Annotated in this window: 11 protein-coding genes; 3 read left to right on the top strand and 8 right to left on the bottom strand. The window is 31.6% G+C overall.

From position 1 onward, the window contains the following. Window positions 1–27 precede the first annotated feature (27 nt). The 5 genes from HV819_RS09655 to HV819_RS09635 all read right to left on the bottom strand — a co-directional run bounded on the left by HV819_RS09655 (window position 28) and on the right by HV819_RS09635 (window position 6,250). Entirely contained in the window at window positions 28–1,014 is a 987-nt protein-coding gene (locus HV819_RS09655) for a prephenate dehydratase (protein ID WP_154540287.1), read from the bottom strand. Next, window positions 1,004–2,083, bottom strand: coding sequence for a chorismate synthase (gene aroC / locus HV819_RS09650; protein ID WP_154540285.1), 1,080 nt, complete (start codon window positions 2,081–2,083; stop codon window positions 1,004–1,006). The genes HV819_RS09655 and aroC overlap by 11 nt, the downstream gene beginning before the upstream one ends. 9 nt (window positions 2,084–2,092) lie before the next feature. After that, window positions 2,093–3,103: a 3-deoxy-7-phosphoheptulonate synthase gene (aroF, locus tag HV819_RS09645; protein WP_176270082.1), complete on the bottom strand. Its 1,011-nt coding sequence runs from the start codon at window positions 3,101–3,103 to the stop codon at window positions 2,093–2,095. Between the two features lie 231 nt (window positions 3,104–3,334). Beyond that, the gene (locus tag HV819_RS09640; protein ID WP_176270081.1) at window positions 3,335–4,990 is read right to left on the bottom strand and encodes a putative manganese-dependent inorganic diphosphatase; all 1,656 of its coding nucleotides are present in this window, start codon (window positions 4,988–4,990) and stop codon (window positions 3,335–3,337) included. A gap of 9 nt (window positions 4,991–4,999) precedes the next feature. Next, the gene (locus tag HV819_RS09635) at window positions 5,000–6,250 is read right to left on the bottom strand and encodes a hemolysin family protein (RefSeq protein WP_235942784.1); all 1,251 of its coding nucleotides are present in this window, start codon (window positions 6,248–6,250) and stop codon (window positions 5,000–5,002) included. Window positions 6,251–6,358: 108 nt separating this feature from the next. On the opposite strand from HV819_RS09635, the gene HV819_RS09630 reads away from it, so the two are divergent. Further along, window positions 6,359–7,681 (top strand): NCS2 family permease, encoded by a 1,323-nt coding sequence (locus tag HV819_RS09630; protein WP_176270080.1) that lies wholly within the window; start codon window positions 6,359–6,361, stop codon window positions 7,679–7,681. A 620-nt stretch (window positions 7,682–8,301) separates the two neighbouring features. Next, window positions 8,302–9,801, top strand: a complete 1,500-nt coding sequence (locus HV819_RS09625; protein WP_154540276.1) for an MFS transporter — start codon at window positions 8,302–8,304, stop codon at window positions 9,799–9,801. Between the two features lie 218 nt (window positions 9,802–10,019). Here the strand turns inward: HV819_RS09625 and HV819_RS09620 are convergent, their stop codons facing one another. Together HV819_RS09620 and HV819_RS09615 are read right to left on the bottom strand one after the other, a co-directional pair. Further along, window positions 10,020–10,319 carry an MTH1187 family thiamine-binding protein gene (locus HV819_RS09620; RefSeq protein ID WP_154540274.1) on the bottom strand — a complete coding sequence of 100 codons (300 nt, stop codon included), beginning with the start codon at window positions 10,317–10,319 and terminating at the stop codon, window positions 10,020–10,022. Window positions 10,320–10,450: 131 nt separating this feature from the next. Continuing rightward, window positions 10,451–11,737: a M18 family aminopeptidase gene (locus HV819_RS09615; protein ID WP_154540272.1), complete on the bottom strand. Its 1,287-nt coding sequence runs from the start codon at window positions 11,735–11,737 to the stop codon at window positions 10,451–10,453. A gap of 101 nt (window positions 11,738–11,838) precedes the next feature. On the opposite strand from HV819_RS09615, the gene HV819_RS09610 reads away from it, so the two are divergent. Then, entirely contained in the window at window positions 11,839–12,411 is a 573-nt protein-coding gene (locus HV819_RS09610) for a xanthine phosphoribosyltransferase (protein ID WP_154540270.1), read from the top strand. Between the two features lie 86 nt (window positions 12,412–12,497). Here the strand turns inward: HV819_RS09610 and HV819_RS09605 are convergent. Next, on the bottom strand, window positions 12,498–12,907 hold a 410-nt coding region (locus tag HV819_RS09605; protein WP_176270079.1), incomplete at its 5' end, for an IS630 family transposase.

The following is a 12,907-nucleotide window of genomic DNA, read 5'->3' as shown; positions in this document are numbered from 1 at the left end:
AGGATTTGTCAAATTAATTTACTATCTTTAAAATTCTATATAATTTCCCATAAATTCAAAATCATCAGCTTCCTTTTTCAATATATCTAAAAGTACTCTTACCTTCTTTTCTCTTATATTTCCATCAAAGTCAAAATAAAAAATAAATTTAAAGTCTGAACCTGGTATAGGACTTGACTCAAGTTTAGTCATATTTATACCTAAAATTTTAAAAAATTCTACTATTTCTATAAGAGATCCCGGTTTATCTAGGGCCTTTAGTCTTATGGAAATTTTGTTTGAATTTTCAAAGATTTTTATATCCTTAGCTACAATAATAAATCTAGTGTAGTTGTTTTCTTCATTTTGGATATTCTTATCAAGTATTTTTAATCCATACTCTTTTGCTGCAAATTTGCTAGCTATGGCTGCCTTACTCTTATCATTAGATTCTTTAACATACTTTGCAGAAAGAGCTGTATTAAAATACTCATTTTCCTTAAAGTTTCTTTCATAAATATAGTCCCTACACTGACCCAGTGCTTGGGGATGAGAATATACTTCTTTTATATCAGCTAAATTTGCATCTATATTTCCAAGTAAAAAATGATTTATGTCTAGCTTAAATGACCCAATAATATAAAAATTTCTCTTAAGCATAAGATTATAAACTTCTTTAACAGATCCATAAGATGAATTTTCTAATGGTAAAATTCCATACTGAGATTTTTCTTTTTCTATGCTATCTAGAATTTCTGAAAATCTCTTAAAATAAGAAATTTTCTTATCTTCAAAAATTATATTTGCAACCTGATCTGCATAAGAGCCCTTACATCCTCCTACTGCAATTTTACCTTTTTTAATAAAAGGATTTTTTGAAAGTTTTTGATATATTTTTTTTGAAAATTCTCCATCTTCTTTTGAAAGAAGTATATATTGATACCTATCTTTTATAATATCTTCAATTTCTTTTAGCTTATCTTCAGAAAATCTGTCTATGTTATTTTTTAAGTCATATATATATTTATAAGTCATTTAAGAAGTCCAATATTGTAAGGGCCATTATAGATTCTGCTATAGGTGGCGTTCTTAGGGCAAGGCATGGATCATGACGTCCCTTTATTACAAGCTCTTTTTCTTTTTTTTCTTTTAAGGAAAATGACTTTTGAGGAAGGGATATTGATGCTGTAGGCTTGAAAATAAGATCAAATACCACAGCCTCACCATTTGTAATTCCACCTACAACACCACCTGCATGGTTTGTTTTAGTCCTTACTTTTCCGTCTATTATTTCAAATTGATCATTATGTTCTGACCCTCTCATTTTAAAAGAGTCTAAGCCATCTCCAAAAGAAACTGCCCTAACTGCTGGAACTCCATAAGAAAGGTAGGCAATCCTTGATTCAAAAGAATCGTAGTTTGGATCTCCAAGACCTTTTGGAACTCCTGTTGCAAAAACTTGACAGATTCCCCCAACCGAGTCAAGATTTCCCCTTACATCTTCAAGTAAGACTCTTATCTCTTTTTCCTTTTTTTCATCAAGAACTGCAATTTCTTTGTTCTTTATTTTATCAAGCTCATCCATAGGAGGATTTAGCAGAGATATTTTCCTATCTTCTATTCCTCCTATATTTTTAAGTCTAGCATGAATTTTTATACCTTTTTTTTCAATTATTTGCTTAGCAATACCTCCTGCAAGGCAAAGCGGAGCTGTTATACGACCTGAAAAAGGTCCTGATCCATTCATATCCAAATCTTTTCCATATTTTATAAGGGAAGTGTAGTCAGCATGAGAAGGCCTTGGTACATCTATTAAGTTTTTATAGTCTTTTGAAAGATAATCTCCATTTCTTATAATCCCTACTATGGTCTTGGATACAATTTTATTGTCTATTACACCAGATAAAAACTCAGGTTTATCTACTTCTTTTCTCTTTGTAGTATATTTAGACTTTCCCGGAGCTCTTCTTTGCATAAAAGTGCAAAGTTTTTCATAGTCTATCTCAAAGCCCGGTTTTATATCATCCATTACTACCCCAATAAAAGATTGGTGACTTGAGCCAAATATAGTTGTCTTTAAATTTTTTCCAAAGCTTTGGGTCATTTATTTCTCCTATAAGCTTTTTCTTAATTCATGAATTTGTTTTGTTGCCTTTAATAGCATATCAAACTCATCTGGAATGATACATTGAGCTCCATCCGAGAAGGCCTTAGCTGGATTTTCATGTACTTCTATCATTAGTCCATCTGCTCCAACTGCAACTGCAGATAAGGATAAGTCTCTTACATATCTTGCTATTCCTGCCGCATGGGATGGATCAATAATTACTGGAAGGTGGGTTTTTTCGTGTAAGAAAGGTACAGCTGTTACATCAAGGGTATTTCTTGTTGCTGTTTCAAATGTTCTTATTCCTCTTTCACATAAAATAACCTTGGTATTTCCATTTGACATAATATATTCAGCAGCCATTAAAAGCTCTTCATAAGTTGCTGAAAGTCCTCTCTTAAGTAATATAGGTTTGTCAGTTTTCCCAAGTTCCTTAAGTAAGTCAAAATTTTGCATATTTCTTGCTCCTACTTGAAGGATATCTATGTCATCAAAGTATTTTAATTGATTTATTTCCATTATCTCAGATACTAAGGCAAGTCCTGTTTCCTTTTTAGCAGATACTAGGTAGTCTATAGCTTTTGGACCATAGCCTTGGAATGAGTATGGGCTAGTCCTTGGTTTGAACGCTCCACCCCTAAGTATCGTAGCTCCTGATTCTTTTATTTTTTTTGCAATTGATACAATTTGCTCTTCGCTTTCAACAGAGCATGGACCTGCCATATATACAAAAGTACCTCCACCAATTTGAGTTCCATTATTTAGTCTTATTATTGTATCTTCTGGGTGAAATTTTCTATTTGCTTTTTTGTATGGTTCTTGAATTCTTATAACATCATCTACAACCTCTTTTGATTTCATATCATCTTTTGATACTTTTGATGTATCTCCTAAAAGACCAAGGGTAGTAGTATTTTCTCCAACTGCAGTGGATACCTTAAGCCCCATATCTTCAATTTCTTTAATTAGTTCTTCTATTTTTTCTTTTTTTACTCCATTTTTTAGTTTAATAATCATATTCTTTTCCTCCAAATTAAATAAAAAAAGCTTCTTGGCAATCTACCAAGAAGCTAAATTCAAAACTTAAAGTGTTTTTGGATTTTGCACATGATAAATAGCCTTACTCTTATTAAAAGTAAAGTAAAAAAAGTAAAAGCTATATTGTACAAAATTTATGGTTTTCATTACTTTAATCTCCTCTAAGTTTTAATTGAAATCATTATAGCATGATTTTCCTAAAAAGTAAAATTAATTATTATGGCTATTTACAATTGCTTCAGTAATTTTGGGTATAACTTGTTTCTTTCTTGAAAGAACTCCAGGAGCTGATATTGTACCATTTTTAACCTTATTTCCAAAAACATTTTCTATATCAGATAAATAATTACCTACAACTAAAAGTTCAGATTTTTTATTAAATATATCTGTAAGAACCAAGACAAAGGTGTTTTCTCCTTTTGAACTAATTTTCTCTTTCATCAGCTCTTCTAATTCTTCCTTTATAGGCTCAAGCTCTTCTGGATTCATAGTCATAACCTGACCTACCCTAATCTTATCTTCACCTATGGTAAAGGCCTTTACATCACCTTCTATCAAATCTTCTGGAGACTTGTTTTTTAGACTTGTACCTGCCTTAAACATCTTCATAGCAAAATCTTCTTCATCAAGGTCTGCTATTTTTGTAAGTCTTTTTAGAATTCTCTTGTCTGTCTCTGTAGTTGTAGGCGATCTAAACAAAAGGGTATCTGAGATAATAGCTGCAGAAAGAATGCCTGCAATATCCTTTGATGGCCTAATTCCTGATTCAAAAAACATCTTTGCAACTATTGTTGCGGTTGAACCTACAGGTTCTGCCCTAAAGAATAGGGGTGAATTTGTAACAACATTTGCCACCCTATGATGGTCTATTATCTCTACTATTTCAGCATAATCTATGTCATCTATTGACTGATTACGTTCATTGTGGTCGACTAGGATGAGTTTTTTCTTATCATCTGTTATAAGATGGTATCTAGAAATTGCACCTAAAACTCTCCCCCTAGTATCAAGGATAGGGTAGGATCTAAATCTTGTTTTACCCATAAGCTCTCTAACAGTATCTACAGTATCATCTGGTGTAAAATATACAATATTTTCTGTACTCATAACATTTGCTATAGGAATGGACATTGGAAGAAGCCTTGCCGTCATGAATGTATCATACTCTGTAGAAATTATTGTTATGTGATTGTTCTTAGCCATTTCCTTTAAATCTTCACTAATATCTGAGCCATTAGTTAAGATTATAAGAGATACATTTCTTTCTAATAAATACTCTTGAGCTTCTCTCCTATTTCCTGTGATTACAAGATCTCCATCACCAATCAAATCATTTTGTGGAGAATCTTTCTCATTCATGGCAAATACCATCATCTTTCCTGTAAACTCTCTTGGATTTTCAGGATTTACTATAACCTTAGCTGATAACACATCAGCAATATTTTCTAAAGAAGTATGAGTTCTTCCTATTATCTTATCATCCCAAACTTCCATATATGAATGGGTGAGATTTGAAAGACTTGCTACTCCTATAAGTTTTTCTCTTTCATCTACTACAAAAAGCGAGTTAAGCTTATTTTCTTGAATGATTGACCAAGCATGTCTAATTGGCAAAGATTCATCCACATTATAAGAATTATCGTAATTTATATCCTTTATTTGAAGTTTCATTGAATCCTTGAATATAGGTGCCTTCATTCCAAAATAATCTAGGACAAATTGAGTTTCTTGATTTATATGTCCAAGCCTTATTGGTATGGCATTTGTTTCTCCTAGCCTATTCTTTAAATTAGCATAGGCAAGAGCCGAGCATATAGAGTCTGTATCTGGATTTTTATGCCCTGTAATATATACTGTATCTTTCATAATCACCTCTTAATTTTCATTAAATCTTACCCTAACTAAGTCAATTTTATATCTTTCAACCTTTTCACATATAAGGGTAATACCTGAAACTTTTACCAAATCACCAGCTTTAGGTAACCTATTTAAATAATCTATAACAAGACCACCAATAGAATCGTTCTTTACTTCTTGTAAATTTTTGTTGAAATAATCATTGAAGTCATTTATATGCATACTAGCTTCAATTATAAATTCATTGTCGGAAACTTTATAGATTTTCTCATTATTTAGGTCATATTCATCATAAATATCACCAACCAGCTCTTCTACTATATCCTCTATGGAAACAAGACCTTCTGTTCCACCATATTCATCAACTACAATTGCAAGGGAAACATTCATCTTCTTCATAGACTTAAACAAATCAATAATATTCATATTCTCATAGGCATAGTAGGTTTGTCTTAACATATCCTTTAATTTTGGATCTCTTCCTTCTGCTATAAAGGTTACTATGTCTTTCATATGAAGAACACCTACAATATTATCAATGCTTTCTCCATAAACTGGAATTCTTGAATGTTTACATTCTATTAAAAACTCATCTAACTCCTTCTTGCTTGAATCAATTGAGATAGTTTCCATGTTAGTCCTCGGAGTCATTATATCTGATGCAAAAGACTGACCAAAGTCAAATACATTATTTATAATTTCACTTTCTTCGTTATTTAGGACACCTTGCTCTTCACCAACATCTACTATGGTCTTTAAGTCTTCTTCTGTAACCTGGTTTTTATCAACACCCTCATCTGACATAATCTTGGTTAAGTACTTTGTGAAAATTCCCAACAAAAATACAAGTGGTTTTAATATTAGTGATATAAAATAAATAGTTCTTGCAAATCTAAGGGCAATTTTTTCACTATTTATTTGAGCTTCCATCTTTGGAGTAATTTCACCAAAAATAAGTACTGTTATAGTAACAATAACTGTTGATATTGCAGCTCCTGCTGCCCCAAATATATCTGTAAAAAATAAAGTTGCTATAGTAGTAGTAAGTATGTTTACTATATTATTCCCAACTAGGATAGTTGTTATTGTGTTTTGGCTATCTTCCACTAATTTTTTCAAAAGACTAGCATTCTTAACTTCTTTTTCTTCAAGCTGCCTTAGTTTAAATTTGTTAATCGATGTAATAGCTGTTTCTGATGATGAAAAAAATGCAGATAATAAAATACCTGTAATCATAGCTATAAGTTCTATAATGTTTTTTGTCGTCAAAACGCCCTCCTTAACATACATTATAATAGAAGGCTATAAAAAAATAAAGTGATTAAATTAAAGCAATTATGGTATAATATGTGCCGTAAAATACTTAAGGAGGTATTAATGGTAAAGAATCAAAATTCACTTGCCGAAAGATTTTTTAAGCTCAAAAAAAATGGCAGTGATGTAAAAACTGAAATTATGGCAGGGATTACTACCTTTATGACTATGTCTTATATTTTGGCAGTTAATCCACAAATCTTAGGAGATGCTGGTATGGATAAGAGTGCAGTATTTACTGCGACAATTATCTCATCTATAGTGGCAATACTTGTAATGGCCCTATATGCCAATCTTCCATTTGGACTTGCTCCAGGTATGGGACTTAACGCATTTTTTGCCTATACTGTAGTACTTACTATGGGAAAAAGTTGGGAATTCGCCCTAACAGCAGTGTTTATTGAAGGAATTATATTTATACTTTTATCCCTTTTTAATGTTAGAGAAGCCATATTTAACGCAATTCCAAGAAGCTTAAAAACAGCAGTTTCAGTAGGTATAGGACTCTTTATAGCCCTAATAGGCCTTTTAAATTCAACAGTTATTATAAAAACTGATGTTTCTTTAGGACTTGGAAACCTTGTAAGCAAAGAAAGCTTTATATTTTTCATATCCTTATTAATAATGGCAGTTTTAACCGCTAGAAAGGTAAAAGGGGCCCTTCTTATTGGTATAGTAGTATCAACAATTTTGGCACTTTTTACTGGGGTAAGCCATCTACCTGAAAATGGAATTGTACAGCTTCCTCCAACACTTAGTCCTATAGCATTCAAACTTGACTTCTCATCTATATTTTCATTTGAGATGTTCTCTGTTGTATTTGCCTTTTTATTTGTTGACTTATTTGATACAGTAGGAACCCTTACAGGTGTAGCAACAAAGGCTAATATGCTCGATGAAGATGGAAAACTTCCTAATGCAGGAAAAGCCCTTTTTGCTGATGCAGTTGGTACAACTATTGGTGCCCTATTAGGCACTTCAACTGTTACAACATTCGTAGAAAGTGCAACTGGGGTTGCAGAAGGTGGAAGAACGGGACTTACTGCTCTTTCAACAGGATTTTGCTTTCTACTAGCAATATTTTTCTATCCACTAATAGCAATAATCCCAGCACAAGCTACATCTGCTGCCTTAATTATGGTAGGACTTTTCATGATTGACTCAATAGTTGATATAAACTTTGGAGACTTTACAGAAAGCTTCCCAGCTTTTATGACAATTATAATGATGCCATTTGCCTATTCTATAGCAGAAGGGATTGCCTTTGGTATGATTTCTTATGCTATAGTAAAACTTCTATGTGGAAAGGGAAAGGAAGTTTCACCTTTAGTTTATATCCTAGCTATATTATTTTTAATAAGGTACATGATTCCACTCTTTGCATAATTTAAAAGATTCCAAGCTCAAATGGGTTTGGAATCTTTTTTATCTTTTTCTTAATAGCTTATATAAAGTCTTGTTAAAGCCATATATAAAAATATAGTATCACATAATTATGAAAAAATAGAGATATGTAATTTTACTAATTTGTGATAGGATTATACGATATAAATCAAAAGAAATAATACATTGTAAACAGCATATACACAAGAATAAACCCAATAGAACAAATTTGGAAACAATTTAGGTCTATAGATTAAAAAACGAATTCTTTAATTTCTTACCAGATGCTGATAGGTTGTGTAAAATAATAAATATCAACCAAAAGAATTATTAAAAGCGTTAACCCTAGGGATTGATAGTTTAGAAAAATTAATTAGTATTATTATATTACTTTCACATCAGACAAAGCAAGTAAAGCATCCGCAATATTTGCAATTTTTCATTCAATTTCTTCATATTTGTTTGATATATGGATAGAAAAAAGTTTATCGAGTTAATGCTTGACAAATCCTAAATATTATTGTATTTTATTAATTGATGTAACCGATTACATGATTGGTTTTTAACCTATGTAAACTTTTGCACATATCTTGTATCGGTAAATATTTTATAAGGAGAAATAAATGGATGATAAGAAACTTTATGTAGCAGGTCATGAGACCGAGCCTTACCATAGGGCCAAAATGTGGGAGATTGCTCTTTTTTCACTTAACAATAGTGCTTCAAACTTCTACCTCTTTGCCTTTGGATTTTTAGGTTTTTATGCAACAGGTGTAGCTGGCATGGCTACAGTTGTTATAGCAAGTGTACTAGGTCTTGCAAGACTTTTTGACGGTATTATCGACCCAGCCATCGGTACTATTATCGATAATGTAAACACAAAATGGGGACGTTATAGACCAATCATGCTTCTATCTAATATAGGCTTGATTTTATCTTTTATATTTTTATTTAATATACATAGGATGCCTATACCAACAGTAGTTGCCTTATTTATAGGACTAATATTTCATAAAATTGTGTATTCATTTCAACAAACAGTTACCAAGGCAGCCCAAGCTTCACTAACTAATGATCCAGAACAAAGACCTTTATTTTCGATCTTTGACTCTATATTTAACTTAGTTGTGTTTACAGGTGGCCAACTTTTTGTTACTAGGATTCTATTTGCTCGTATAGGTGCATACAATATGGAATTTTATGGTAATTTCCTACCTCTTCTTTGTGCTATATCCTTTGGCTTTACAATTCTTGCCATGTTTGGTATCAAAAGAAAGGATAATCCAAAGTACTTTGGTCTTGGAGAAGAAGAAGGTGAAAAACAATCTCTTAAGGAATATTTCTCAATCCTTAAAGATAATAAGCCTCTAAAAGTCCTTGCATTTTGTGGAGCTATGATTAAGTTTGCAGCGACAGTTATAGGAGATCAAAACTTCCTTGCCATCTTCTTTGGTATAATAGTTGGCAACTACATGCTTTCTGGTGATATAGCAGCTTGGACAATAATACCACAGCTTGCTTTTGTATTCCTATTTACAAGATTTGCCCAAAAGAAAGATCTTAAATTCTCATACAAGTCCTCTGTTACTATCGCAAGTATTGGACTTGCAGCTGTTATAGGACTTTTACTTATAGCTCCAGATACAAGAAGCCTTTCTAGCTTCTCAACCTTATCTATTATATTTATAGTACTTTGGATCTTAGCTAAAATTTCTGTCCAATATCCTACTTCTATAGTCCTCACTATGAGTGCTGATATCACAGACTATGTTACAGCAAAGACTGGTAAGTTTGCCCCTGGCCTTATAGGCACTATCTTCTCACTAACCGACTCAATAGCTTCTTCACTTGCACCAGTTGTTATCGGTTGGATAGTAGCTGGTATTGGATATGCAGATGGCTATCCTCAACCAGGAGATACCCTAACACCATCTATATTTATGGGAGGGCTCATTATACTAGGTGTTGTGCTTGCAAGCATTATAGTTACAATGATTGTCATCAGGCACTACCCACTCGATAGAAAAGAGATGGAGCTTATAGCTGAAGATATAGCTGTAAGAAAGAAGGTAAAAGAAGACCATCTAAATAATGAAGAGCGTACAGAAATTGAAATTAAATAATACTAATAGAACCTTAGGCTTTTTGGATTAGGATTTTTTAAAAACTAATTAAAAGAAGTTTTTAGACAAAAAAGATAAAAGGCTATGAGTTTATTCGCTCATAGCCTTTAAAAAATAATTTATTTGAACAATTTTTAAAATTTTTTGAGTCTATAATAATCGTGTTGATGAAAGTAAATAATACTTTTGCTAACACAATTATTATAGAAGCTTTTATACTACATTTTATCTTCAACCGATTTAATTTTTTGATCAAGGCTGGCTTTTTTATCTCGCCTATCATCTATCTTGATTACCGAGTAAACTCTGTCTGCACCATTTTCAAAAACAGATTCTTGACAAGCTCTTATTGCTTCAAAGGCTTTATCTATATCTCCATAGATGACTGTTCCCATTGGATTTAGCCTTATTTCGAGATCAGGATAGTTTTGTAATACTTTTTCACATCCTGCCACATATTTTGATACTGATGTTTCTTTTGTTCCAATTGGTACTACTGTTAGCTCTAATACTGCCATTTTTATTCCTTTCTTTTTATAGCATCTATGCCACATTACATAGCTTTTAATGATGACTTGTAAATATTTCCTGTAACAAAAACAAACTCTTTAATAACTTAAATCCTCTAAGATTATAACTTTTAAAATAATCAGTATTTCTTATTGTAAAAATCTTTGAAAATTTCTATAGCTTTTATATGGTCTTCTACACCTGCAAATTCTCTTATAGAATGCATAGCTAAAATTGGTGTTCCTACATCTATTGATTTTATCCCAGACTTAGCAGAAACTATCGGTCCTATGGTTGACCCACCAACTTTATCAGACCTATTGTGGAATGTCTGAACATTAGCTCCTACATTTTGAGCATGTTTTAAAAATCTAGCCCTAGTTTCAATATTCGTTGAATAAGCTCCATTGGATGCTATTTTTATAGCTATACCCTTGTTTATCCTAGTATTGTTTGTTGGATCGTAAAGACTTGTATAGTTTGGATGGATAGAATGAGCTAGGTCAGCTGATATTAGGTATGAATTAGAAATTGCAATCATATAATCTTCTTTATCATAGCCTAGATTTAGAGAAATTCTTTCTAAAACTTCATCTAAAAATGGAGATTGTGCTCCTGCTCTTGTCCTTGAACCTATTTCTTCATTATCATTTAATACACAAACATTAAATTTATTATTTTCACTTTCCACTAAAGCTCTTATAGATTGGTGAACACTAGCTAGATTGTCAAGTCTTCCTACTTGAATAAACTCATTGTTTGCACCAAGAATAGAGCCTTTTTGTCTATCAAAAAGGGCAAGATCCAAATCTACTATAGATTTATAATCTATTCCTATTTCATCTGCAATAAGCTTTTGTAAAAAACCATTTTTTTCAAAATCATCTTCAACTAAAGCTAGAATTGGTGATAATTCATCTTGTATATTATATTTATAAGCTGAATTTAAGTCTCTATTAATATGAATAGCACAATTTGCTATAGTTAATAAATCTCTATCAATTTTTACAAGTTTTGATTTAAGCTTATCCCCATCTTCAAATACCACCTTGCCAGCCAAAGATAAGGTCCTATCAAGCCAAGTTGAAACAATCATACCTCCATAAGCTTCAACATTTAATTTCAAAAACCCATTCTTAGTCATTTCTGCCTTAGTCTTAATTTTAAAAGTTGGAGAGTCTGTATGTGAACCTATTATATCAAAGCCCTTTCTTAAATCATCTCCTACGCTAAAGGCTATAAGAGCAGTACCTTCTCGGTCTATAAAGTACTTGCCACCTCTTTTAAGCTTCCATTTTTCATTATCCTTAAGTTCTACAAAACTATTTTCTTTTAGTAGATTCTTAGAATTTTCCACCGCAAAATAATTCAGTGGACTATTATCAATAAATCCTAACAAATCTTTAATTATATTATATTTATCCATATTATTATCTTACCCAAAAAACACTTTATATAAAGTGCTTTTGACTTTTAAAGCCCCTTTGCTTTATAATAATAGAAAGATTATGGAGGTAAATATTTATAATGAAAAAATTAGAAGAAATAATATTGAGCCATGGAGAAGTCTATGGTAAAGATATTTTAAAAGTTGATTCATTCCTAAACCATCAAATAAAACCAAAATTGATTCAAGAAATGGCAGAAGAATTTGCAGATCATTTCAAAGATAAAAATATAACAAAGATTCTTACAGTTGAATCATCAGGTATAGCCCCTGCCCTTTTAACAGGATTAAAGCTTGGCTGTGATGTGGTATTTGCAAGAAAGCAAAAATCTCTTACAACTGATGATAATACATATTCCTCTACTTGTTATTCCTACACAAAAGAAGAAATGAAAAGATTAATGGTATCTAAAAACTTCCTTAGTGAGGAAGACAATGTTTTATTAATAGATGATTTTTTAGCAAATGGTCAAGCAGCAAAGGCCATGGTTGCAATCTGCAAACAAGCTGGTGCAAATGTATGTGGTATAGGAATAGTTATAGAAAAATCATATCAAGATGGAAGAGCCCTTCTAGATGATATGGGTATAGATGTTTACTCTTTAGCAAGAATAAGTCATATGGATGGAAAAGAAATAGATTTTATTGATTAATTTTTTATATTTAAGATGGTTAAAAGCCATCTTTTTTTATTTTTAATATTTTTTTAATATTTTCAACCACTAATAAAATTGTTATACTAATACCTATTTAACTCCATATATTGTATCCAATCTCTATGAGTTATACTTTTAACCATTTCTTTAGTAAGGTGATTTATAGTTTCACATAATCTATTTACAACATCTGTCAATGAATGAAAAAACTCATTTCTAAATCCCATTGACCTTATTTGTTTCCAAATTTGTTCTATGGGGTTCATTTCTGGAGTATAGGGTGGTATATGTATTATTTCTATGTTTTCTGGGATTTTAAGTCCATTTGATTTATGCCATGTTGCACCATCACAAACTAGTAGTATTTTATCTTCCTTATAATCTTTTGATAACTCTTCTAAAAACACGTTCATGCAATTTGTGTTGCAATAAGGAAGTACTAAAAAGAAATTTTCGCCAATAATTGGCTCTACCGCACCATATGCATATCTAT

Source organism: Anaerococcus faecalis (assembly GCF_013371425.1).
Lineage (GTDB): Bacteria > Bacillota > Clostridia > Tissierellales > Peptoniphilaceae > Anaerococcus > Anaerococcus porci.
This window is presented reverse-complemented; position numbering and strand designations above follow the sequence as displayed.

Excerpts from the sequence above, each read along its gene's own strand:
- HV819_RS09655 (WP_154540287.1), bottom strand. The coding sequence starts at position 1,014 with ATGACTTATAAATATATATATGACTTAAAAAATAACATAGACAGATTT.
- HV819_RS09620 (WP_154540274.1), bottom strand. The coding sequence starts at position 10,319 with ATGGCAGTATTAGAGCTAACAGTAGTACCAATTGGAACAAAAGAAACA.
- HV819_RS09625 (WP_154540276.1), top strand. The coding sequence starts at position 8,302 with ATGGATGATAAGAAACTTTATGTAGCAGGTCATGAGACCGAGCCTTAC.
- HV819_RS09630 (WP_176270080.1), top strand. The coding sequence starts at position 6,359 with ATGGTAAAGAATCAAAATTCACTTGCCGAAAGATTTTTTAAGCTCAAA.
- aroC (WP_154540285.1), bottom strand. The coding sequence starts at position 2,083 with ATGACCCAAAGCTTTGGAAAAAATTTAAAGACAACTATATTTGGCTCA.
- HV819_RS09610 (WP_154540270.1), top strand. The coding sequence starts at position 11,839 with ATGAAAAAATTAGAAGAAATAATATTGAGCCATGGAGAAGTCTATGGT.
- aroF (WP_176270082.1), bottom strand. The coding sequence starts at position 3,103 with ATGATTATTAAACTAAAAAATGGAGTAAAAAAAGAAAAAATAGAAGAA.
- HV819_RS09615 (WP_154540272.1), bottom strand. The coding sequence starts at position 11,737 with ATGGATAAATATAATATAATTAAAGATTTGTTAGGATTTATTGATAAT.
- HV819_RS09640 (WP_176270081.1), bottom strand. The coding sequence starts at position 4,990 with ATGAAAGATACAGTATATATTACAGGGCATAAAAATCCAGATACAGAC.